The following is a 24,172-nucleotide window of genomic DNA, read 5'->3' as shown; positions in this document are numbered from 1 at the left end:
GCCTGTTCAGCTATCGGACTAGCCATAATACCGGACGCTTCAGAGAGATAATAACAGGTGAGGAAGCAATTATGGTAGCCTTTTGAAGTAACGGGGATAATGACAATCTAGTAAACATCACCAAATGTAATTGTTGATATCTCTAGTATTATGGAGAGACGCTGCCCAATGAACAGTCCAATGACGAAACATCTTAGTTAAACCGCTCGATCATCATTCTCCTGTAAAGGCCGGGGCTTGCGCCGTACAGCGATTTGAAAAAGCGGATAAATGGAAACGGCTGCTCATAGCCGACCCGATTTGCGATTTCATGGATCGTCAAATCGGAAGTAGCCAGCAACGATTGCGCTTTCTTATATCGCTGCGATTGAATATATTGCAACGGAGAAACGCCAAACGCCTCTTGGAACTCTTTATGGAAATGCGATGTAGAGATGAACATCAGGCCGGCTAACTGGGATATGATTATTTTCTCATGCAGATGGCTTTCGATATAATCGAGTACCGGCTGGAAACGCTGAAGTTTGCTGATTTTTTCAATGCCTCCGGATTTGTAGGGCGAAAACGACATGATCAGCTCTAGCACGACGTACATGAGCTGCTTCACAAGGCCGGCCGTGCGCAGAAGTTCGCCGGGATCGGACCGCTCGGCATGAACGAGCTCGTTAATTTGCGTTTGCAGCCTCCTTACCTCGTTTCCAACGGATACAGGGGATACATAAGGAACATCGAGCAGATCGAGCAGCGGAAAATGTTCGAATATAGTGAAATTCAAATTAAGCCAGTGCGAGACGATATCGCGATCGATCAGTTGCAGCGTATAAGGCTGATTGGCCGGTATATATAACGCTTGCCCCGGATTCACGATAAACGTTTCATGATGGAGCGTAATTTGTACGGGCCCGTCGGTTATTTGAGTCAGCAGTGCCCACGGCTGGACGCGAATGGACGTGTAGTAGCTTTTGCCGCGGTACGTGCCTAGCGTGGAAGTCCCACATTCGAATTCGGACAGCCTCAGTGTCGTGAGCAAATGAACGAGACGGAAAGCATCTGGCGAACCTTTCATACGAGTCCCTTCCTTTACTAGTATTCACCTGATACCCCTTCGAAAAAGAGGCTGTACTACGCGGTGCCATGCTACCATTATAGGGGGTATTGGGTCGCAGTCAATACGAATCTTGCAGGCGTTTCGAAAGTGCAGAGGATATGTGTACTCGACTGCACAATCTGTGCTTTTTGTCCGAAGGCCGGTGTGTGATAATGGCTTTGCAGCACGTAAGCGCTTGAGCGGGCGATGAGCCGATTGAGCAACGAAGGGAGCATACTTTTGACAAACAAAGCGAAGATCGGTAGCTTTGGAGGTGGAGAGATTTTGTAGGCGTGCAAGCTGCCGGGTAAAGGGGAGCGCATACGGCGACAATTTTGATGTAAGCGCTGTCAAATTTTGCGAAAAAGAATTGCAGCTCGATCTGACGCTTCTGCTACTTGCCCCATTGGATTGAGTCCAAGAAGGTAAGCGAATTGTACAGTGGCAAAACTATGCTTCAAGCAATCCAATTTAACTAATGGGGTGGGTCTATATGAAAAAATGGAAAGGTGCAGGGTTGGCCGCTGCGATGGCCATCGTCTTGCTGACTGCCGGATGCGGCGGCGGGAATGAAAGCGGCGCGAAAACGGAAGGGAACGCCTTAGCAGGCGGCGATAAGCCTACGGAACCGGCGAAACCGGTCAAGCTGCTCGTCATCACGCCACAGGGCGGCAACATGGAATGGTTTATGAGCCGATACGGCAGTCAGATTCAGAAAAAGTATCCCCATTATGAGTTTGAAGTGGTGGAGAGCGTCGGAAGCAATGTGCAAAATCTCGTTACGGAGCAGCGCAAAGTCGACCTAATTATTTCCTCCGTCAACAACTACCGCTCCAGCCTGCTCGAGCTGTACGGCGGCGATATCTCGGATCTGATCGTGAAGCAAAAATACGATCTTAGCCGACTCGAGCCTTCCTATGTAGAAGCGGCGAAGGTGGACGGGAAAAAACAGAACGGCTTGCCCTTGTACGATTTGCGGCTGACGCTGTATTACAATAAAGATATTTTCGATAAATTCGGTGTTCCTTATTTGAAAAACCATATGAGTTGGGAAGAGGTGGCGGAGGTTGCGACGAAACTGACGCGGAGCGATGGCGGCGTGCAGTACCGCGGATTTGTCGCTAGCCCAAACCCGTTGCTTGTTGTGAATCCACTTTCTATTCCGTATACTGACGTGTTGGGCGAAAAAGCCGTCTTGCAGACCGACCAGTGGAAATCGTGGATTAACACGCTGCTGCCGCTATATAAAGCGCCGGGCTATGACGCCAAGCTTCTGAACGATGCGCGGAACGTCTTCGTCAAAGAGAAGACAAGTGCCATGTTCCTGGCGTTTAACTCTGACGCTCCGAAGCCTGAGGAAAATATGAACTGGGACGCGGCCAGCCTGCCGGAGTTGAAAAGCTTGCCGGGCGTCGGCTCGCAGCCATACCCGGTCATTATTACCGTAGCTCCGACAAGCCAGCATCGGGATGAATCGTTCCAAAGCATCGCCCAGCTTTTGACCGATGAAGTGCAAACGGCGATCACCTCCGACTTTGCCGCGATTACGCCGCTGAAGAGCCAGGCGGTGAAAGAAGCTTTCGGCCGCAACGTAGCGCAGTGGAAAGGGAAAAACGTTAGCGCGATCGCTGCACTAAAACCTGCTGCGCCAGCCCGCGCCGGCGTGTTTGATTCGAACGCGACGGGCGCGATGAATAGCGCCGTCATGTCCGTCATCGCTGGAGAAACCGATCTGAATTCGGCTCTGCGGACCGCCGAAGAGCAAGCGACCAAGAAGATCGCCGAAGCGATTCAGATGAAAAAGTAACGAATAGTTCCCACGAAAAATAACTCTCCATACTTGGAGAGTTATTTGCATTTATATCCATTCGATTGCCTTATTGCTCGAACGGCGATTGCAGGGTTGTGGAATTTTGACCGATATTTTTCGGGAAGTGGCAAGAAATTTATCCTCTTTTCCTATAGCATAGAACTTGCTAAAGATCATCCAAAAAAGTGAAGGGGGACAACAGATGAGGCTCTGGAAATGGATCAAGCCGTTCGGAGCGGGAGTTACATTGGCTATCATAGCTGCTTGCGGGGGAGGAACCGGTGCCGGACAAACACAACAGGAAAAAAGTGAAGCGGGGCAAGCTCAGACGAAAAAAGACCCCGTAGAAATCGTCTTTTATTCCACCAGCGCCGACCCGCAGGAAAGCTTCGAGTACCGGTTCGGGGAACTGCTCCGGGCTAAGTTTCCTAACTATACGATTAAGTACATACAGTCCGGACAAGGGGCTACGTTAAACGATTTGCTCACAAACGGTACAAAATTCGATATTTTTTACGCCACAATCGGTAACTACGAACAGGCGATCATCCAGAACGATTTGCAGGTGGATATGACGGATTTAATCAAAAAGCATGGCATCGATCTGAATCGGATCGAGCCGACCGTCGTTCAGGCGCTTCAGCAGGTGCAGGGCGGTAAAATATTCGCTCTGCCCGTATCGACGGCCAATCTGATTTTATACTACAACAAAGACATCTTCGATAAATTCGGCGTACCGTACCCGGGTGACGACTTAACGTGGGAGCAAACGCTGGACTTATCCAAAAAAATGACTAGGAATGACGGGGGGACGCAGTATTTCGGGATGGCCGCCTCTTTCCTTCACCTGTTCCGAATGAATCCGCTTTCGACACCGACGGTCGATATGACTTCGTTCAAGCCTACGATCAACAAGGATGAGCGCTGGAAAACATTTTTCAAAACATTTTTTATCGACTCCTCGCAGGAGCCGGGTTATCAAGACTTTATTCAGAAGACGAAATCGTTCCCCGGTATTAATCAGTTCGTTAAGGATCGCAATGTCGCCATGTTCCCTTACTTATCCAGCTTGATCTACGCTTGGCCGACGGAGATGCAAGCCTTCAATTGGGATTGGGCTGCGCTGCCTCATTTCAGCGGCAGTCCGGGAACCGGATCGCAGTCGTATCCCGCCTTCTTCGGTTTGACGAAGCGAAGCGCCCATCCGGACGAAGCGATGGAAGTGTTGAAATATTTGCTCACGGATGAATTCCAGCTTTCTCTTTCCCACAAAGGAATTATGCCCGTTGTCAAATCGAAGAACGTAATTGACAGCTTCGGGAAGCAGTCGCCATTCAGCAACCGGAGGATGCAGGCGGTGTTCCAAAACAAGTTCGCGCCCATTTCACCCAAAGCGGTTTACGATGCAGATATTCTCAACATCTATACGAAGTACGCGAATGCGGTCAATCAGAATACGATGGACATGAATACGGCGTTTAGCAAAGCGGAGGAAGAAGCGGTTAAGTTTATCGATAATTTCAGCAAGAAGTAATCGGCGGAGCAGTCGTTCTCCCGAAAACAAATACAAGGAGGTGATGGACTTTTTGTCCACCGAGACGTTTCTGACGGAGAAGGCGAAGCCGTCTCCCCAGAGCAAATATTACTCGGCGGCGACGGCGCAGCTAACAAACGCCCTGCGCGGCATCCTGTACGAGGGCAAGGATCTCAACACCGCGCTGCGCGATGCAGAAGAAGCGGTGAAGAAAACGATCGAGGCGGACAAAAACAAGTAGCCGCGGAAGGAGAAGAGCAAGTAAAGGGGAAGGACTCGCTCCGACAATCCAACGTGAGCGGGGAGGGAAAGACTGGGTTAGCCGGATCGCGGTGTGCACCGGTTCGGGAATCGAGAGGTTCAACATACCCGATTTCTTTATTATCGGCTTTTTGGAAACGTTTCCGTTTATTGATTTATCCACATTTCAAATTCGTTGAACTGCGGCATGAAAGGCCGCACATAACCAACATGCAGGAGGGTCAATGTATGAGAACAAACAAACAAACAAACAAACAAACACGTGCGCTTGTCATCGCGGTATCGGCGGCTCTGATGATTGGCGGTTGCGCCGCCAAGAAAGAAGAAGAAGGGGGCAAGGCGGACCCGCAGACGGTGGGGGTGAAGCAGGAAGCGCCCCTCGAGCCGGTTACGCTGAAATTTCATCAGCTCGGCACATATTTTACGCCGGAGGATTTCAAAATGCTGCTGGCCGATCCGGTTCATAAAAAATATCCGCACATCACGCTCGAAATGATCAATTCCCAGAACGATATGGCCAAAATGCTCGCTATGGGGGAACAGGTCGACTTTCTGGTGACGTATAACGGGCGGCTCGCCCCGCATAAAGATTTAAACATTCTCGAAGATATAACCCCGCTCGCCAAAAAACATAATTTCGATCTGACCCGCTTCGACCCGGGCGCGCTGGACGCGCTGAAGTCGGCTTCGGATAAAGGCGAGCTGTATGCCCTCCCCTACGCAGTCAATCTGAACGCGCTCTACTACAATAAGGACATCTTCGACAAGTTCGGTGTCGGGTATCCGTCCGACGGTTTAACCTGGGAAAACGCGATCGAGCTCGGCAAAAAAGTCGGCCGCCAGGAAGGGGGCACGCAGTACAGAGGGTTGGAAATGGACAATTTGGCCCGCCTGCTTTTCCCGCTGTCGCTGAACGTGATCGATCCGAAGACGGATAAGGCGATGGTGAACAGCGACCCGTACAAAACCGCGTTCGAGATCGGCAAATCAATCTATTCGATACCGGGCAACGACTACAAAACGGGGACGGGGGCGATCGACCGCTTCTCCAAAGACCGGAACGTTGCGATGCTAGGATCGGTCAATTTGTTCCTCACCCTGCGGCAAATGCCGGATCTGAACTGGGACCTCGCGCAGTTCCCAAGCTACAAGGAGAAGCCGAATACATACGGCATGTACGATCTGCACCTGCTTATTCCGATGAAGATGAGCCAATATAAGGACGATCAGATGCGCGTTATGGAAGTGATGTTCTCCGACGAGGTGCAAAACGCGATGGTGCGAAAAACGGCCCGTATCTCTACGCTGAAAGATCCGAAATACAGCCAGCAGTTCGCCCAGGAAATCTCCGAGCTGAAAGGAAAACGGATCGAAGCCGTATTCAAGAGCAAGCCGGCGCCGGCTATGGCTTTCTCGGTGTACTATTCGAACGCGTATACACTGCTGAACGCCGAATACGAAGCGATGCTGCAAGGGAAGCAGGATACGAACACCGCGCTGCGGACGGCTGAGGAAAAGATCAACCAGCTAATCAAGACGGAAAAAGGCAAATAAGCCGGATTGTAACCGAAAGCGATTTCATTTCGAGCGAGGAGGCTGGCCATGAGTTTAGGTCAAGGGATGAACGTGTTATGGTTTGGAGCGAATGGTGACGAGGTGTCGGACGATTCCGACGTCGTCAACGGCGTCTTGCAGTAGTTCGCGAACGTATACTTGCCTCCCGAGCGGACATACCGCATTACGAAGCCGCTGGTCGACCCGGCCGGGATCGAGGTCGGTCACCAATCGGCCGTAGAGACGCTGACCATACTGATCTGCGGCGGGTAATACCGCCGAGTCGGCTTGCGCGATCAAAATCCGAACGAGCCCGCTATCGACGCGGGCCCGAATCCGGGACATCGATCAGGGGGACCGATTTTACGAGCAATGGAATCTGCATCAAGAGCCCGCCTATGCGAACGGGACGATTTTGAACAATATCGTCATTCGCTCGACGAAGCGCGGCTTTTACTTCGATAAAGGCTCGGAAGCGAATGTAGTGAACAATGTGCATTGGAATTCCGGCAGCGAGTCGATCGAGTCATTTATGCCGAATCCAACTACAATCAGTGGAACGGCTGGTATTACGACTTGGGCGTTTTCTTGACAGAAGTCCACAGCGAAATATCCCATACTTGCTGGGGTTCTTCGATTTTCAAAAATCGGCTTAGATGGAGGAGAATAAATTATGACTGGTTCCATTTTAACTGTAATCGGCAAAGCTAAATTAGCCAATGCAACCTCTGAAAATCAGCTTGAGATTACACATGTCGCCGTTGGTGATGGCAATGGCTCATATCCTGTTTTGACTGAAAATATGGTGGCATTGGCTAACGAAGTTTGGCGTGGTACTGCTTCTACTCCAATTCATGATACGCAGGCACCAAATACATTGATGTTTGAGTCAGCTATTCCACCAGATGTTGGCGGCTTTACCATTCGAGAGATTGCTATCTTTGACAGATCAGGTGCAATGATTGCAATCGGGCATGTTGACCCTGCACAGCAAAAACCACTGCCGACGCAGTCAACTGGCATCAATATGACGGTGCGTATCGTTATCGCACTGGCAAACGCTGCCGAAACCAATCTTATTTTACAAACAGAAAAGCTGGAGCAGCAAGCGGGGAAAGGTATGGAACAGGAACAGCTGGAAGAGCCCGTCACCCATGTAAGCCGCAGAAAGCTACTGACGGCCTTCGGCATGGCCGGTGCAGCCTTAGCCGCGGGCAGCATACTCCCGGGATCGTTAACGGCTTACGGGAAAGAGGGCTTATCGGTTGCCGGTACAGTATACGAAGGGTCTAACGGCAAGGATAAAATTCCACCAGGAATAGCGGCCAAGCTTGAGCTTGTAACCCATAACGAGCTGGCAGGCCGTGATATGGCTGAAGCGCATCCAGCGAGCGCGATTTTGGATTCAAGCGGGTTATCCCAGCAGCAGGTGAACGATTACAATCGCCATGTTGATTCCATCTCCGACATGCTGGCCATACTTTCACCGCAAAATGGTATGCGTGTTGCTGTAAAAGGTTATCATTCACCCGACACTTTAATTGAACTTAATCCATATAAGGGTGGTGGTATCTTTATTTGGGATGCTACAAGTACATCGACAGCAAATAGCGGTACGGTTTTTCAGGTTCCCGGAATTGCTACTGGTCGATGGATTCGCTTAGACTGCTCTGAAGTTACAGTAGAGATGTTCGGCTCAAAAGGTGACGGTGTCTACGACGATCGACCTTCATTCCAAGCTGCTATTAACTACCTGCACGGGCGTGGCGGCGGTGAGTTGGTTGTTCCAAAGCCTATAGTAGAGTACCGCTGGAAATCCTATGATGCCACAAACTCCGCATGTTTAGTTATTCCTGCGCCTACACGAAGCATTTACTTGGATCCTATCTCTATTCGTGGTACGGCTAACTTAACGTCTATTAAAGTGGATTTAGGCACAGGTGTTACAATTGAAGCCGCAATTCTATTGAAAGGCGGCGGTCTGTATAAGAAATTTGAAAACTTATCGGTATGGGGTGGGGCAACCGCAACAGCTCCAAACTGTAATTATGTTCTAAAAGGTTCAGACACCTATTACCCGAATATGGCTATTCGCCAATGCCAATTCTATGTTGCAAAGAAAGACTGTGTTCGTCTAGCAACCTATGTGACATTGCTGGAGCAGCTTCAAACGGCTTATTCTCCACGTGGAATTGTTATCGCAGGACCCGGGGTTAATGATTCGGGTGTATGTACTTCTGTGACATTAAATAGTTGCTATGCTTTAAACCATACTGAGTTCGGTTACTGGTTCGGCGAGTCAACCTATATGACTTTCAACTCATGTGCAGCAGATCACATCATTAATAACACGGGTAATGGTGTAGTAGCTTATCCGTACTATATTGATATTGCTCGAGGTGTAGCCCTTAATGGTTGCGGTGCTGAAGGTTCTACCCGCATTATGAAAGTCCGTGTTGCACAAGGGTTGAATATTAATGGATTTATGACATTATCAATCGGCAACGCCGCAACGCCGCCAGACCACTTAATACGAATTGACGGTGGTTCTTCTACCACAATCTCAGGGTTATGGAATCATAATAAGTTGGGTGCGACTTATGTGTTATCGCTGGGGAATACATTCTCTGCTGAAAGCGTCACCATTCTTGATCAGAGTATTTTTGCTACCGAAGTGACTTATTCGTCTAATTGGCGATTTGAAAATCCTATCAGATTCCTATTGAATGACTTTTCTAAAAAGACACAGGATAACACTTTAACAAACACAGGTAACGCCACAACAAACACGACTAATTTCGTAAATTTAACAAAATTAGCTTACGATACGGAGTTAGTTCATGATGTCATTATTCGATTACCGTCAGGAGATTACGAAATAAACGGAACCGTTTATTTGTGTAATTCAAAGACCCGCGGTGTTGGTAGAGTTCGATTAATTGGCCATGCAGATGGAACAAGCAGAATTGTGTTTTCTGGTAATGGGGGGATTTCATTTGGAATTCCGAGCCAACTATCTAGTGTTGACTTCACTGTGGAAAATGTAGAGCTTTACTTAGGACCTGCGATTAATGCGAGTAATAAAGGTGTACTGTTCTATAAAGCAAATGTAGCATTTACAAATGCAAAAATTACGTCAAACGATGGGGCTAAACAATACTATTCTACCGGTCAAGCGACGTTAACTTTGGATAATAACTCAAGAATAACGACGCCGCTGTTTGGTGCAATTGAGGTTGGTTACAGTTATAAAGCTACTGACGCACCAACAAACAGCACAAGATTGCCGGCAGGAACTATATTTAAAGCGTCAGACCCTAATGCAACTCGCATCGGTTGGATTAATACAGCAGACAATGGTGCAAACTGGCTTCCTATGGTGGTTGTTTAAGATTAAGCCCTTCGGGGCTTTTTTTTCATGAGGATGATGTTCATAATTGACCCGGGCCACGGCTTAAGTAGAACCTATGTGTCCTGCCGCGATCGAGTCCGATGAACCGCCATCTTTTTTTTGCTATTCGTCCACACATGTGTGCTGTTTACGGTAGTCGGATGCGCTCATGCCGGTTATTTCTTTGAAGACACGGATAAACGAGCGCAAGGAGGAGAAGCCGACTTCGTAGGCAATTTCCACCACCGACATATTTGTGGTGCTGAGCAGACCGGTTGCGCGGCGCACGCGCAACAGGTGCAAATATTCCAGAAAGTTTTTGCCGACGAGACGTTTGAACGTATGGCGAAACACACACACATTGACGCCAAAATGCTGTGCGACGTTTTCCAGCGACAACTGTTCCTCCAGGAAATGCGTATGGACGTATTTGACATAATCCCATTCAGTCGGCTGCGCGGGAGAAGGCTGCTCCATCGAGGCGAAGCCGGGATGGTGGCGAAAGTACAAGTAGATCGCTACCAACAGCTGGAGACGCATAAACCCCTGCTTGCCCATCGGCTCGGGATCGGCGTAGTACTCGTTGTTCAATGCAGTCAACGCAGCAGCAATCTCTTCATACGCGGCGGGCGCCAGCTCATAAAACGGAGTCATGTTGTCCGACAACTGGACAATCCATCTGCCGACTTCAGCGAAATCAGTCTGGAACAGCAACTGCATATCGAACATGACGCTAATCTTGTGCAGACCGTCGGATTGGTTCTCATCGAATTCCAGCGCGTGCAAATGATATGGGAGCAGCAAACAGATGCTGCCCGGTTGCAGGGGGTGCCTGACCCCATTGATGATCTCGGTTCCATGTCCGCGAGTAATCAGCGAAATTTCCACAAATTCATGATGATGGTTCGGGTAGCCTATGGCGTTATGATAGTGCCGGATAAATAACGGCAGTCCGCCTTTGCGAAACGAGACCAGGCGCAAGTGGTCCTCCCAGAAAAAAGGAAACGTGGTCATACACATTCCTCCGCATCTTCCGATGAGATATTCCTGTGACCGTATTGTATCAAATTATCGATGAGATCATCTGCGGCATCCGCAAAGTCTTGAATCATTTTGCCGAGGTACGATGCAGCATAATGCCATCAAAAAAAATAAGACCAATTTGACCATGAGTAGTGTAGCCACACTCCTTATCGTTCAAATAAATGGCCAATTGGCTTCATGCACATTAAGGCTATGAAATTTTTATATGCACGAAGGGAATGCCGCTATTTTATCGGCTCGTCCTATTTAGATTTGGAAATGGTGGAGAGTTCGCCATAGCCGATATGTTTCGACGCCAGCGCCGGATTTCCTGTTTTCGGATGCAAATGGGTACAATGGGCCGGGCCCTTCCCTCCGAAAGACAAGCATACCGGCCGGAGCCCGTTTTCCGGGGACCGTTCCGGCATGTTTGTTTTCGCTTTCCGTTCAAACCGCTTCCGCCGACCTTCGGCCTCCGCAGCTACTTGTTTTTGTCCGCCTCGATCGTTTTCTTCACCGCTTCTTCTGCATCGCGCAGCGCGGTGTTGAGATCCTTGCCCTCGTACAGGATGCCGCGCAGGGCGTTTGTTAGCTGTGCCGTCGCCGCCGAGTAATATTTGCTCTGGGGAGACGGCTTCGCCATATTTTTCAGCGGGATCGCGGCGACATTGCGCCCTTTGTACAGCGGGGCGTCCTGGCCGAATACATTCGAAATGTTAGCGCTGCTCAGCGACGGGATGAACGTCGCCGCCTTCGCCTTCTCCGTCAGAAACGTCTCGGAGGACAAAAAGTCCATCACCTGGTACGCGTCATCCTTGTACTTGCTGCCGACGTTCAGGAACATGAAGACCGGATAAGGCTGTGGCCCAAAGCCGTTCATCTTCGGGTACGAGACGATATCCCAGTTGAGCGGGGCCAGGGCATCCTCAACGTGCAGACCGGCCACCGGCGTCCACATCGCCGATACTTGATCCTTGAAAAACATTTTGGTCAAGCTGTCCATCTTTGTCTTATCCGGATTGAAGCCGGGAATTTGATAAAAGCGGGCGATGTTGTCCATGAGGCTTTTGACGTTGTCGTTCGTCAGCGACACTTGCAGCGTTTGCGGATCGACGAAGTTGAGCGACAATTGGTTGCGCAAAAAGTAATGATTCGGCGAAATCGTGAAGCCGTAATATTGGACGCCGCCTTCGTTGCGTGTCAGCTTGACCGACATGTTGTACAGCTCGTCCCAGGTCATGCCGTCCTTCGGGTAGGCGACGCCAAACTTGTCGAACAAGTTTTTGTTGTAGTAAATGACGGAAGCTGCGGTGTCGAACGGCAGTGCATACAGCTTGCCGCCGCTCATTTGCCGGATCATCTCGAGCGCCTGCGGCTCGAAGCGGCTTAAGTCCGTCTTGTATTTTTTGACGAGCGGTTCAATATCGTATTGCATTTCGTTCAAAAAGATACTGTTGTAGACCAGGCCGACCGAGCCGAAAATGACGTCGATCGACTGGTTCGTCGCGATCTGTTTGTCAAGCGCTCCGGTCGTGGTAGGGATCAGCACTGGAGTAATATGCGGGAATTTCTCCTTGATTGCTTTGCCGAACTTTTCCTCGAAGTAGCCTTCGGGGTTGAAGTTGTCGCCGACGTTGTAAAAGTAAAGCGTGACCGGTTCTTTTTTCTCGGGCTGGGTAGGAGTCCCTCCCGCCTCTTTGCCGGCATCCGGCGTGCCCGTTCCGGAGCAGGCGGTGAGTACAAGCAGCAGTCCCGCCGTTCCGAGCGCAATCGATGGCTTCAGCATGAATAACACCCTTTTCGTTATTTGGTTTAAAAGGACTTTCAAGTTGGTAATCGCTTCGATATCGAAATACGAAATGTATGCGATTACAGCCATTGTAGATGGTTCTTTTCAGAAAAACTCGCCAAAAACGATCGTTTGATGCGACAAAAAAATGTTTTACGCTGCCGCTTATCGGGCATCGCGTGCAGCCTGATGAATCCGAGGTAAAGAAGTCCATCGCCTTCACAGCAAGCTCCTTGTGCTTGCTTATACTGGGGCAGGTACTATAACCCGTGGGTAAAGCTGCATGCTGACGTTGTCCCGTTCAGACAATAGCGGAACGGGCGCCAACTCCCACTTCAGTCCCGTATACCGTTCCGGAGTGTTGTACGCGGAGCCCAATTCCATTCATGCGGACGCCATAATACTGGACACCACCATCCATTCGGGTCAGTTTGTTGGGCATCTCGAACATCTCATCCCACATCCATCTGTCGCAGGCTGCACGCGATGCCCGTCGCGGCGGCGAAAAACATTTTTTGTCGTATCAAACGATCGATTTTGGCGAGTTTTTCTGAACTGAACCGTCTACAATGGCTGTAATCGCATACATTTCGCAACTGGTATAGAAGCGATAACCATTTTGAAAAATCAAATTTGAAAATGGGAGGCGGCATACTTGATGGAACGGCGAGATATGGATGGAATACAAGAAGATAAGGGTTGGATCCCGCGGGCAGTGTGATCGGAGGAACGATAGGCACGTCGTTCGCGGCTGAGGGACCGGTGAAGCGGTGAAGCGGGGGAAGTATACGGCGCAAAGGGCGGCCCAATTTTTTGCGTAGCGCTGGTTCTTTTACCGTTCCAGTTGGTTTTATAATCCGCGTTCTCTGAATTTGTCCGTCCGACGACACGCAAAGTACAGTTCAACAGCGATCCGGGAAAGGCTGTATCCGAAATGTTCCTTCGGCAATATGAGCTTTGAGATACGAAAGGACTTACTCCATACGGGGATAAACTGTTTTTCAAAGACCGGACATTGCTGCCGGGACTCTAGGTGATTTGCCGCATTATACTTTGACACAGCCGAAAACAGAGATGGGAAAGTACGCGTGTAAACGCATTCTATCTTATTATCGGAGGTTGAACGCTTTGCACTGTTTATGGAATCGAGGGTCGCGGGCGGGGATCGCAGGACTGGCCGTTTTGATGCTTGCGTCGTGTCAACAGACAAAAACAGCCGATCCGCAAAATTCTCCGTCAAACCGTACGGAGGCGCCGTCAAAGGCAAATGCGGAGCCCGTAGACATGGTGATTTATCATCCGTTTGCCGGCAACTGGAGCGTGGAGAAGTTGGAGCAGTTTTTTGGCGAAAGCATCCATAAAAAGTTCCCGAATATCCGTCCCAAATTTCTGGTGGGCGGGCCGCCCGGCACGGCAATCCCGGAACTGATCATGGCTAAGCAAGCGATCGATATCGTATTTGTCTCTATCGGCGCGACGCAAACCCAGTTTCTCGATTTTAATTTGGGCTACGATATTTCCCCCTTTATCCAAAAAAGCCGGGTCGACCTTGGGAAGTTCGACGAGAATAGCATTCGGCAATTAAAAGAACTGGGAAAGGGAGCACTGTACGGTTTGCCTTTATTTGATTCGATTGCCGCGACCGTCTATAACAAAGACCTGTTCGATAAATTTGGAGTAGCCTACCCTCGTGACGGGATTACATGGGATGAGTTGTACGAATTAAACAAGAAATTAACGGTTCACAACGGCAATGTCCAATACTACGGGTTTTCGGCCGCAACTCGCGATACGATCGGCATGAATCAGCGTTCTGCGCAATTGTTCCGGCCGGGAACCGATGAAGTGCTGGTTACGACGGACGTATGGAAAAATCTGATCCATGATTTGGTACGGTTTTATGCTGTGCCCGGTTACGATACTTCCCCGGCCGCTTCCAATGCGGCGAACCAGCAGAAACGTTTTTTCGATGAACGCACAACTGCGATGTATATCGGATCAAGCGGATTGCCTTTTCAGCGCCTTGCCGGCATGAACTTTGATTTTGCCACTTATCCCGTGTACCCGGAGACGCCGAAAGCCGGGCCTGCGCCGTATCCGACCAATATCTACGTCACATCGATCAGCAAGCACAAGGAGCAGGCATTTCAAGTACTCGATTATTTGACGTCAAAAGAGTTTCAGTCGTTCGCCGTTCAAGACGGAACGCAGGTTTCCGTGTTAGATGATGCGGACGTCAAACGCGCATTCGGGACGAAATCGCAAATGCTGCAAGGAAAAAATGTGTCCGCTTTCCTAGCGCTGCAGCACAGTCCCCCGCTGGCGAGCAATTCCTACACCACGATTGCAACAGGCGCTGTTCAGGATGCCATCGTAGCCGTCGTAGCCGGCGAAAAGGACGTCAATACCGCGCTGCGACAGGCTGAAGAAGCCGCCAACAAAACTATCGCAGAGCGGAAGGGCAAGTAATCCCATGGAGAGAAGGCAGGCATTAACCGGGCCGAAGACTTTTTGGCGATTGCGGATCAGACGGCGTCGATCATCGCCAAGGATCATCGGTCAAAAGCGTTAGCACGCTTCTCTCTCGGCACCGCATCTGTATTTAGTCTGTACAATATGTGTGGGTAAGGAACACCACCACCGATAAAGCGAGGTTACGAACCATGATTATCGACTGCCATAATCACCCGGACTGGTATGGGTACAATATCGAACGGTATTTGGACAACATGAAGCAGTACAACATCGACAAAACCTGGCTGCTTAGCTGGGAATGCCCGGATGACGAATACAGCCCGACATACAAAAAACAGGTCCCCGACGCATCGCTGCCGGACGGCCCGATCTCGTTCCGCCGCTGCGTCCGGTATGCGGAGCAGTATCCGGACAAATTCATTTTAGGCTACGCGCCCGATCCGCGCCGTCCCGATGCGATCGACAAACTAGATCATGCGATCCGGCTGTACGGCGTCCGCGTGTATGGCGAGATCAAGCTCCGCATGATGTACGATAATCCGGACGCGATTCGGCTATTCCGTTTCTGCGGGGAGAAAGGGCTGCCGGTTACGGTACATATCGACTACGAGTTCGCTACAGGGTCGACGTATCCCCGTCCGAACTGGTGGTACGGCGGTGGCATCGATGCCTTCGAGCGTGCTGTCAAGGCTTGTCCGGACACGTATTTCCTCGGTCATGCTCCCGGTTTCTGGGCACATATATCCGGCGACGACCAGTACGACAAAGTCGCCTATCCGACAGGAAAAGTCCAGCCGGGCGGCAAGGTTGGCGAAATGCTGCGCAAATATCCGAACCTGTATTGCGATATTTCCGCAGGCTCGGGAGCGAGAGCATTCAGCCGCGATCCGGAATTCGCGAGAGAATTTATCCTCGAATTCCAGGACCGCATCTTGTACGGCCGCGATTATTTCGATAACGTTCACCAGGAAGTGCTGGGGTCGCTTCATCTGCCGGACGACGTTCTTGCCAAAATATACTCCGGCAACGCTTTGAAGCTCGTTCCGTTATCCTGATACAACGCTTGCTCTTTGTTTTTGCAGTTCGTGACGAAGAAGTAGCGGGGCCTGCCTGGAATCCTGTCTTGGGAAAAATCGGCATAGATGAGGAGAATAAAAAATGACTGGTTCAATTTTAACTGTAATCGGCAAAGCTAAATTAGCCAGTGCAACCTCTGAAAATCAGCTTGAGATTACACATGTCGCCGTTGGTGATGGCAATGGCTCCTATCCTGTTTTGACTGAAAATAGGATTGCTCTAGCTCATGAAGTATGGCGTGGCCATGCATCTAACCCGATTCGTGATTCGCAAGCAACAAATACACTGATGTTTGAATCTGTAATACCACCAGATGTTGGTGGCTTTACCATTCGAGAGATTGCTATCTTTGACAGATCAGGTGCAATGATTGCAATCGGGCATGTTGACCCTGCACAGCAAAAACCACTGCCGACGCAGTCAACTGGCATTGAGATGACCGTACGTATCGTTATCGCACTGGCAAACGCTGCCGAAACCAATCTTATTTTACAAACAGAAAAGTTGGAGCAGCAAGCGGGGAAAGGTATGGAACAGGAACAGCTGGAAGAGCCCGTCACCCATGTAAGCCGCAGAAAGCTACTGACGGCCTTCGGCATGGCCGGTGCGGCCTTAGCCGCGGGAAGCATACTCCCGGGATCGTTAACGGCTTACGGGAAAGAGGGCTTATCGGTTGCCGGAACCGTATACGAAGGGTCTAACGGCAAAGACAAAATTCCCCCAGGAATAGCGGCGAAGCTTGAGCTTGTAACCCATAACGAGCTGGCAGGCCGTGAAATGGCTGAAGCACATCCAGCGAGTGCTATCAAAGATTCAACAGGTAAAAACCAACAAGAAATCAATAGTGGATTGCTAGATATTAACGAGATGCTAGCAATTTCTAATCCAGCTAACGGCTCCAGAGTTTTCGTAAAACATTATGATGCTGCGCAAGGGATTTTAGAAGGTGGCGGTGAGTTTGTATACGACGCAACTAAATCGAACAAAAATGATGGTGGCATTTGCTTTAACGGCTGGGTACGGGTAACTGACAACGCTGCTATTAATGTGAAATGGTTTGGAGCTGTAGGCGATGGCGTTAAAGATGATTACCAAGCTTTATACAACTGTTTTAACCACCACTTCAATCCAGAAGTCGGAACAACAGACCCTAATGCCTTACAACATGCAATACCATCATTGACATTTCACTTGCCTCGCGGATGTTACCGCTATACAGAACCGCTGCGTCTACCGTGTAAAGGCACTATAACCTGCGAAGGTAACTTGAATTATTTTGCAAGACCAGATGTAGTTACTCAAAAAAACAGAGCCACATTATTCTACGATGGCGATAACTTAGAGGTAGCTGCACTGTACACACCGATGTTCAAGTATGTAAACAATAGTTGGGTGTTGATTTCAGACAGTACGGAGTTCTTCACCTACTCGGCAAATATTAACACGCACTCTATGGTACGCGGCTGTGAGTACAGATTTAACTTAGTTACCAGACGCAAAACAAAGATCGGCCTTAACGCATTTGGTACGGAGTCTGGAAATATTAATGTAGCGATCGGGACGCTTGGATCATGGGCTAGTCCTCAGAAACAAGCGTCGTGGGGTGACTATAATCCGGACGATCTGTCTCCAAGAGTAGGCATTACTTGCTGCACAGCTTGGAATTTAGTATTCGACAGACCACGTATCTTAGCGCACAATCAAGGGATTTACATGGGTGGGTCAACGGGTTCAGTAGTTATTAGGGAAGGTTATATTAATAGACAAGTATCTTCGGCAGCTAGTTCTGTAACAGACGGTTTAGTTTACAGTCACAGTGCATTACCGGTATCTAAGCAGGGCTTAACTTCAGCGATCACAGCAGTAGATGCAGACGTATCTATCTATGACACAGTAACAGAGGGGTGGGGTGCGCCGTATATGCTTTTTGGTGGCCGCATTTCGATATTTACCCCACATATCGAAGGCCCGAATGATATTATGATGCATGATTGGATTGTCTACAACTGTAAGTTAGATGTATACAACTGGGGCAACATCCGCAGCATGCAATTACGTGCTGGTACTTCAGTTATTTACAGTTGCGGTATGTCTAGCGATAAGGGGCATTATGTACACTTACAGGGTTCATCGTACTATAGGGATAATTCATTGTTTAATCTATTAGACGGTGTTCCTTACGACCAGTACACTAACACAGCGTTTCTCAAAATATCTAATGTGCCAACCTATAAAGCAATAAATGGATTCTATGTGTCTGACTTGCGAAATATGAAGCAAGTAGGATTGCAAGGGGAGAATGTTGTTAAGCTACCAATCTATATGGACCCATCACGTTCAGGAAATAAGGGTATAGGTTTGGGTGTCAGTAACGCTGTACAAAGTTTATCTGATTTGCAAGAGGCTATTCGGATACTTGGTTCCAACTGGAATGGTGTAGTTAATTTAACCAGCAACTTAACTGTTTCAGCAAGTTATGATTTCTCAGTACTGAATAATATTCAGAACATTATTTTCACTATTAACGCCGGTGTCACTTTAACTATAAGCAATAGATTTATGGTTGGTTGCAATAACATTACCTTTAACGGTGGCGGCAGTATAGTAGTTAATTCACCTTTAATTGAGCCCAGGTTCACAACATATTCGCCAGCTGTAACTATTAGATTGTCGAATGTAACTGTGTCTGGGGCATCGGCCATTGTTCGGGGCGACTCCATGTTTGGCCATGTAAATTTATTTGTTGAACCTAACGTCAATATGACGTCTTGGACGGGCAAATATTTATACTCTACTAGCAGTTACGGGTTCTTTAATGTTGCAGTATTAACAACGAACAGAAGTGCGGCTATTAAAAGCAATGAAGCTTCTAACAACAACGTTGATGCCGCAAACTTCATAGTAGCTAACAAGATTTTTGTTGCTTAATCAGGATTAGTTAATTGCGAAATTTACAATGCTGGGAAAATCATGCGAGACGTCGAGCGAATTATGAAAAAGCGTCCCAGAACGGTAACAAGGAGAAAAGGGGAGTGGTAGCCTTCAGGTATACTGTCTCCTTTTTTGTTTTATGCACTCGTTGCCTATTGCGCTGCTATCGAAAAAACTTAGCGACCGCTCTCCGGTGGAATACCGGAAAACGATCGCCGCATGAGCGCTCTTTTTCAATTTTTCATTCCAAAATGACTCTCTCTTCCCCGACATGAAGCAAGTTGTGATGTTGCGCTTCGTCTTCCAGTTCGAAGTCAATGCGCCAAGTGAGTGTTTCTGTCCGAAACACCAAAGGTTTGAGGACGATTAAGCTTTGATCCATGGGGACTTTTGCGGTTTGAATCCCTTCATATTGAACGGGCTTCCACCCTTTCGGAAGCTTCAAGAACAAATTCCCTGCCTCCCCTTTTGGCCGGATGCATACGCCGCTCAAATAGCGCCTGTTCGGATTCCACTCGAGCCGTTCGATTTCGACCCCACCTTGGGTTACATGCATATCGGTCCCAATCAGCCAAGGATGCGGCCTCGACCTGGCTATTCGAAATACCCGGATATGATGGGGGGGCACCTCGACTTCGAGCCGGTCTTTTATTTCGCCCAAATACATCTCGTTCCAAAAATCAAACACGGTGTAGGTAGGGCCGTGTTCCAACTCAAGTTTGTCCAGCGAGAGCTCCATTTTTACGGTCGTAGGTTCGGTATTCAAGACGCCGATAACGTTCCATTCGTCCCAGCCCTTCTCGACCTTCAAATTGAATATTTTGGGCCAATCCGGATATACGGCGTCAAACAGGTCCGCCGGTTTTGCCATCTTGTTGTATGGCGGAAGCGCCTTCTTGATAAGCGCAAGCCGTTCCTCGCCAATGGTCGAAATATCGTCCCCGAGCATCACGGGACCGCCTGACAAAGCAAACATGCTGACCGTAATAATCGCTTCATTCAAAGGAATAGGCTTATCGATGGTCATCACATTGAAAGCGTCGTTATAATAGAGCTTCCGATCCGTAAAATAAGTGTTGGCCATCGTGGTCGATACGGTTCGAATCAAATTCCACGTATTGATCGTATACATGGCGGGGTATTCGTTCATCCCTTTTATAAGCGGACGTCCTTCACCGCAATCGGGGGCAACCCTTACAGCATCGACACAACCGATGTTTTGGAATGTTGTTCCGGTCGAAGACAAAATATACGCATCCTCGCCTGCAGCTTCCCGGATCGTTTTCAAAGCCTCTCTGTACACTTCGGGACCTTTCACCTTGGAGCGGTCGAAATATTCATCATAGGGGAAGTGTCCCGGGGTCGAGCCCGATCCCGCATAAAGAAAATCGATCATATAGTACCTGATCCCCAGCTTCTGATAAAATTCAAAGGTTCGCTTCAAAAAGTCAACCGTATCGGGATGACTCCCATCCAGGCAATAGAAGCCAGCCCGTTCGTCAGGCGGCAAATCGCCGGACTTCCCGAACCTCCACCTGGAATCGCATTTGACGAACTCTCCTTGCCTTTTTAACAGATGATGCTTGTGTTCTTCAAATAGGGGACTCAGCTTATCCGGTATCCAGAAAGGAGCGACCCAAAAGCCAAGACGTTGTCCGTTTTTCGCCAATTTGGAAACAAGCCATTCGAAATCGTGGGGGAACGTCGTTTTGTTAAACGCGGTCCAGTTTCCCGGCAGCATATGCTTTAAATTGCCGATGCTTACCCAGAAATTCGTGACATCAAACCCTTCGAGTCTCATTTGGATGGCGGCGGAATTCTCCAGCACAAGTTCTTCATACGTTTGCTCCGTAAAACCGTCCCTCCAAGTCCATCCTCCGAGCCAGCCGACGGACGGTTTCGGGGCTATCCGGGGTTTGTAATAGTGGCCCACTTTCGCTGCCCAATTTTCCAAAGAAGCGTAAGGATCGTATGACCAATCGCACCCGATCGTTTCGGACTCGATTTCCTGATCCGGCTGAAGCTCATAATCATCAAAGTCGCAGTAACCATCAACATGAATCTTGTTATGGGACGCGCTGTATTCGATCTCCGTATTGATTTTGTCAAAGGTCATAAAGCTGCAGTTGAATGCAAGTTTATGGGACCGATTATACAGCAAACCGACCGTTTTGCTCCGGTGACAGTTGTTTTCGGAATAAAGCTTTTTCACATTATTATCGGTAACCCAGGCCGTTTGACAAAGCACCACCGTTTCCTCGGCTCCCTCGCCAAGATCAATATTGCCGCTCTCGTGCAATAAATGGCATTTCCCGAGCTTAATGACTGTATTCCCGACATTTTTGACCCGGGCTTTTATGGTCAAAAAGCATTCCTCTTCATATAACCGGAACGAGATCGCAAACTTCTTCCCCGTACTTGAGGCGCCGCAATCGGCAACCAGTTCCGAGTATCGTCCGTGCAAGTCTTCGCCTTGCCTCATTTCGACCGAATCGGTTTGCTCCAGACAGCGGATCTGGGAGTCATCTACTTCCCATACCAGCGAAAAGGATTCCATGACCAAGCGTTGATCTGCAGTCCATGACCACGTTCCTGCAACGGAATCAAATGAAATGTCTCCGAATTTGTTACTTAACGGGTATAACATGCCTGTATACACCTCTATGTTTAAATTTTTACGGTTTTTGCGGTGGAAGGGCTTCGGACGATTTCATTTTAATGGCGGGTGCCCTCCTATTTTTTTTATTATCTCTTGCTGTACGGTGCGGAAACAGCACATATCGTCTGCTTTTATTGTCATATTGTCTTTGCTTTTCAGTGTAATTCAATGCCGCGAAGATCGTCCTGAGCCCCGGCAGCACCGGGAACGCACTTTGCTTGCGGGGCGGAAAATGATAGTGATATGATGAGGGAAACAGGCACCTTTTTTGTTTCGGGAGGGTTCGGTTCAGATGAACAAGAAACTGGAGCACTATGAATTCATGGAGGGAAGCAGCTCTAGGGAAGGTCAACTGCCATTTTATATTGGAATTCATGCCTATCCCACAACTGTGTTAAATTATCATTCCTTTGTTGAGTTTACTTATATCATAGACGGAAGCGGTTACCAGAGCATAAATGGAACTCTGCATCGTATGGAGCCGGGCACGATTTCATTTCTGCCTCCCTATCACATTCATCAAATGACGAGCGACAACGGATGTGTGATTCGAAAATACTGCTGCCTGTTCGATATGAACCTATTATTTGGTTCGCCATACGCTTCGGAATGGACTGAACAATTGTATCAGATTGGAACCGTTTTTCCGTCAAGTGTTGCGTTTTGTGGAGAAGAAGCGGCTAAGATGAAAAACCTGTTTGCGCAACTTCTAATGGAATACCGCAATCCCGAGCCGCGCGGGCGAAATCACATGATTTGCAATAAGCTATCCGAGGCATTGATCCTGTTTCTGAGAATTGCCGCTGCCGGCGACCCTGCGGCAAAGCCGAATGAACGGGAGGACGGGAACTCGTTGTTCTGGACTGCTCTTCATTATGTTCATGCGCATTATACGGAGCGATTAACACTAGATATGGTAGCGAAGTATCTTCATATCAGCGAAACGTATGTAAGCCGGATGTTCAGAGAAAAAACGGGACGAAGCTTCCTTGTATACGTGCACCAACTTCGTATAAATAGCGCGGCCAGTATGCTGATTATGACGGACAGAACGATTATGGATATTGCATTCGATACAGGATTTGAATCGCCTCGTACCTTTTATCGAGTTTTCAAAGAGATTAAGGGGCAATCGCCAAAAGAATACCGGAATGCTAACTTGTGCAGGCCTGGACTTAGCTAAGTTCAGCCTGCTTTTTATTTTCGTCGCCCGCCTTGGCATGGATATGACCTATTGTTTATGGAATTTGTCACGAATATTTTCCTGAACCGGGTTACAATCCGATCAGATCAGAAATTAGCTTTAGATGATCCAAGTCGGTGCAATTGAACTATCGGCACAAGGGAGATGTATACCATGGACAAATTGGCAATCGATGGAGGTCCGCGAATCAGAACGAAACCGTTTCCGGCATGGCCCATATACGACGAATTGGAGGAACGGCTCATTCTCGAAGTCGTTCGCTCCGGCAAATGGGGAGGCACCGGTCGTGTCAAGCTGCCTGAGCTGGAGGAGAAATTTGCCGCCATCCATGATGCGAAGCATGCGGTATCGATTACCAACGGCACGGTTGCGATCACAATAGCTCTACAGGCGGCTGGCGTACAGCCGGGCGACGAAGTCATCATGCCTCCGTATACGTTTATCGCCACGGCCAGTTCCGCGCTCTTGTTTGGCGCGATTCCGGTATTCGTCGACGTCGAGCCGGATACACTACTGCTCGATCCGGAGAAGGTAGAGGCGGCGATCACTTCGAAGACGAAAGCGATCATCGCTGTTCACATTGCCGGTTCCCCTGCCAACCTAACCCGGTTGAAGGCGATTGCCAATCAACATGGACTTCGCTTGATCGAAGATTCGGCGCAGGCGGTCGGCGCTAGGTGGAACGGCGTAGGCGTCGGTGCCCAGGGCGACCTCGGCACGTTCAGCTTTCAATCGAGCAAAAATATCAATGCCGGGGAAGGCGGAATGATCCTGACCAACGATCGGGAGCTGGCCGACCATGCCTGGTCCTTGGCGAACGTGGGGCGCATTCGGGAGGGCGGTTGGTATCAGCATGAGACGATTGGCTGGAATTTGCGGATGACCGAGCTGCAGGCCGCGATTTTGCTCGGCCAACTGTCTCGTCTGGACGGACAAATGGAGCTGCGCGAGCGGAACGCCAAGCTGCTCACCGAACTGATGGACGACATACCGGGAGCCCGTACGCTCCCCCGCGATCCGCAGGCTACCCGGCACGCGCTGCATTTGTTTATGTTCCGCATCGATCCGGAGTTGGCCGACCGGGTTAACAAAAACGACGTGATCCGCAAGCTGAATGCGGAAGGCATACCGGTAAGCTACGGATACGTTTCTCTCAACCAGAACAAGGCAGTTATCAAGGAGACGAAGAAATGGACCGGAGAAGAACGCGTGTATTCGTGTCCGAACAGCGAGCGGGCATGCGACAAAGAAATTTTGTGGCTGCATCAGAACGTCTTGCTGGCGAGCGAGGCGGATATGCACGACATCGCGGCAGGGGTACGCAAGGTGTTGGCTTCCTTCCGGTAAACCATGCGTTTTGGTAGACAAGCAGCAAGC

15 protein-coding genes are annotated in these 24,172 nt (G+C 49.2%); 11 read left to right on the top strand and 4 right to left on the bottom strand.

Features of this window, described 5'->3' with window-relative positions; genetic code table 11:
- Window positions 1-193 precede the first annotated feature (193 nt).
- Window positions 194-1,066: an AraC family transcriptional regulator gene (locus D7M11_RS23615; RefSeq protein ID WP_120749734.1), complete on the bottom strand. Its 873-nt coding sequence runs from the start codon at window positions 1,064-1,066 to the stop codon at window positions 194-196.
- Between the two features lie 514 nt (window positions 1,067-1,580).
- On the opposite strand from D7M11_RS23615, the gene D7M11_RS23610 reads away from it, so the two are divergent.
- The 6 genes from D7M11_RS23610 (at window position 1,581) to D7M11_RS23590 (ending at window position 9,637) form a co-directional block, all read left to right on the top strand.
- Window positions 1,581-2,894 carry an ABC transporter substrate-binding protein gene (locus D7M11_RS23610; protein WP_158606795.1) on the top strand — a complete coding sequence of 438 codons (1,314 nt, stop codon included), beginning with the start codon at window positions 1,581-1,583 and terminating at the stop codon, window positions 2,892-2,894.
- Window positions 2,895-3,099: 205 nt separating this feature from the next.
- Complete coding sequence (locus D7M11_RS23605) at window positions 3,100-4,431, top strand: ABC transporter substrate-binding protein (protein ID WP_120749732.1); 1,332 nt, start codon at window positions 3,100-3,102, stop codon at window positions 4,429-4,431.
- Between the two features lie 52 nt (window positions 4,432-4,483).
- On the top strand, window positions 4,484-4,672 hold the full coding sequence (locus D7M11_RS23600; RefSeq protein ID WP_147433483.1) for a hypothetical protein: 189 nt from the start codon (window positions 4,484-4,486) through the stop codon (window positions 4,670-4,672).
- Between the two features lie 248 nt (window positions 4,673-4,920).
- A complete protein-coding gene (locus D7M11_RS23595) occupies window positions 4,921-6,246 on the top strand; it encodes an ABC transporter substrate-binding protein (protein WP_158606794.1) in 1,326 nt (441 codons plus the stop codon).
- A 415-nt stretch (window positions 6,247-6,661) separates the two neighbouring features.
- Complete coding sequence (locus D7M11_RS36515) at window positions 6,662-6,838, top strand: hypothetical protein (RefSeq protein WP_158606793.1); 177 nt, start codon at window positions 6,662-6,664, stop codon at window positions 6,836-6,838.
- Window positions 6,839-6,919: 81 nt separating this feature from the next.
- On the top strand, window positions 6,920-9,637 hold the full coding sequence (locus D7M11_RS23590) for a phage tail protein (RefSeq protein ID WP_120749729.1): 2,718 nt from the start codon (window positions 6,920-6,922) through the stop codon (window positions 9,635-9,637).
- Window positions 9,638-9,760: 123 nt separating this feature from the next.
- On the opposite strand, the gene D7M11_RS23585 is transcribed toward D7M11_RS23590, so the two are convergent.
- Window positions 9,761-10,651: a helix-turn-helix transcriptional regulator gene (locus tag D7M11_RS23585; RefSeq protein ID WP_158606792.1), complete on the bottom strand. Its 891-nt coding sequence runs from the start codon at window positions 10,649-10,651 to the stop codon at window positions 9,761-9,763.
- A gap of 490 nt (window positions 10,652-11,141) precedes the next feature.
- Window positions 11,142-12,446 carry an ABC transporter substrate-binding protein gene (locus D7M11_RS23580; RefSeq protein ID WP_158606791.1) on the bottom strand — a complete coding sequence of 435 codons (1,305 nt, stop codon included), beginning with the start codon at window positions 12,444-12,446 and terminating at the stop codon, window positions 11,142-11,144.
- A gap of 1,287 nt (window positions 12,447-13,733) precedes the next feature.
- On the opposite strand from D7M11_RS23580, the gene D7M11_RS23575 reads away from it, so the two are divergent.
- From D7M11_RS23575 to D7M11_RS23565, 3 genes are all read left to right on the top strand, one after another.
- Window positions 13,734-14,918, top strand: a complete 1,185-nt coding sequence (locus tag D7M11_RS23575) for an extracellular solute-binding protein (RefSeq protein ID WP_158606790.1) — start codon at window positions 13,734-13,736, stop codon at window positions 14,916-14,918.
- A gap of 194 nt (window positions 14,919-15,112) precedes the next feature.
- Window positions 15,113-15,979 carry an amidohydrolase family protein gene (locus D7M11_RS23570; RefSeq protein WP_120749725.1) on the top strand — a complete coding sequence of 289 codons (867 nt, stop codon included), beginning with the start codon at window positions 15,113-15,115 and terminating at the stop codon, window positions 15,977-15,979.
- 103 nt (window positions 15,980-16,082) lie between these two features.
- Window positions 16,083-18,929, top strand: a complete 2,847-nt coding sequence (locus tag D7M11_RS23565) for a phage tail protein (RefSeq protein ID WP_120749724.1) — start codon at window positions 16,083-16,085, stop codon at window positions 18,927-18,929.
- A gap of 244 nt (window positions 18,930-19,173) precedes the next feature.
- On the opposite strand, the gene D7M11_RS23560 is transcribed toward D7M11_RS23565, so the two are convergent.
- Window positions 19,174-21,489 (bottom strand): alpha-galactosidase, encoded by a 2,316-nt coding sequence (locus tag D7M11_RS23560; protein ID WP_120749723.1) that lies wholly within the window; start codon window positions 21,487-21,489, stop codon window positions 19,174-19,176.
- A gap of 394 nt (window positions 21,490-21,883) precedes the next feature.
- Here D7M11_RS23560 and D7M11_RS23555 point away from each other — a divergent pair, with 394 nt between their 5' ends.
- On the top strand, window positions 21,884-22,774 hold the full coding sequence (locus D7M11_RS23555; RefSeq protein ID WP_120749722.1) for an AraC family transcriptional regulator: 891 nt from the start codon (window positions 21,884-21,886) through the stop codon (window positions 22,772-22,774).
- 174 nt (window positions 22,775-22,948) lie between these two features.
- Window positions 22,949-24,142 carry a DegT/DnrJ/EryC1/StrS family aminotransferase gene (locus tag D7M11_RS23550; RefSeq protein ID WP_120749721.1) on the top strand — a complete coding sequence of 398 codons (1,194 nt, stop codon included), beginning with the start codon at window positions 22,949-22,951 and terminating at the stop codon, window positions 24,140-24,142.
- The last annotated feature ends 30 nt before the right edge of the window (window positions 24,143-24,172 follow it).

The sequence above is a fragment of the Paenibacillus ginsengarvi genome, assembly GCF_003626695.1.
In the GTDB taxonomy this organism is placed as follows: domain Bacteria; phylum Bacillota; class Bacilli; order Paenibacillales; family NBRC-103111; genus Paenibacillus_AB; species Paenibacillus_AB ginsengarvi.
This window is presented reverse-complemented; position numbering and strand designations above follow the sequence as displayed.

Excerpts from the sequence above, each read along its gene's own strand:
- D7M11_RS23615 (WP_120749734.1), bottom strand. The coding sequence starts at position 1,066 with ATGAAAGGTTCGCCAGATGCTTTCCGTCTCGTTCATTTGCTCACGACA.
- D7M11_RS23610 (WP_158606795.1), top strand. The coding sequence starts at position 1,581 with ATGAAAAAATGGAAAGGTGCAGGGTTGGCCGCTGCGATGGCCATCGTC.
- D7M11_RS23605 (WP_120749732.1), top strand. The coding sequence starts at position 3,100 with ATGAGGCTCTGGAAATGGATCAAGCCGTTCGGAGCGGGAGTTACATTG.
- D7M11_RS23595 (WP_158606794.1), top strand. The coding sequence starts at position 4,921 with ATGAGAACAAACAAACAAACAAACAAACAAACACGTGCGCTTGTCATC.
- D7M11_RS23590 (WP_120749729.1), top strand. The coding sequence starts at position 6,920 with ATGACTGGTTCCATTTTAACTGTAATCGGCAAAGCTAAATTAGCCAAT.
- D7M11_RS23585 (WP_158606792.1), bottom strand. The coding sequence starts at position 10,651 with ATGACCACGTTTCCTTTTTTCTGGGAGGACCACTTGCGCCTGGTCTCG.
- D7M11_RS23580 (WP_158606791.1), bottom strand. The coding sequence starts at position 12,446 with ATGCTGAAGCCATCGATTGCGCTCGGAACGGCGGGACTGCTGCTTGTA.
- D7M11_RS23575 (WP_158606790.1), top strand. The coding sequence starts at position 13,734 with ATGGTGATTTATCATCCGTTTGCCGGCAACTGGAGCGTGGAGAAGTTG.
- D7M11_RS23570 (WP_120749725.1), top strand. The coding sequence starts at position 15,113 with ATGATTATCGACTGCCATAATCACCCGGACTGGTATGGGTACAATATC.
- D7M11_RS23565 (WP_120749724.1), top strand. The coding sequence starts at position 16,083 with ATGACTGGTTCAATTTTAACTGTAATCGGCAAAGCTAAATTAGCCAGT.
- D7M11_RS23560 (WP_120749723.1), bottom strand. The coding sequence starts at position 21,489 with ATGGAATCCTTTTCGCTGGTATGGGAAGTAGATGACTCCCAGATCCGC.
- D7M11_RS23555 (WP_120749722.1), top strand. The coding sequence starts at position 21,884 with ATGAACAAGAAACTGGAGCACTATGAATTCATGGAGGGAAGCAGCTCT.
- D7M11_RS23550 (WP_120749721.1), top strand. The coding sequence starts at position 22,949 with ATGGACAAATTGGCAATCGATGGAGGTCCGCGAATCAGAACGAAACCG.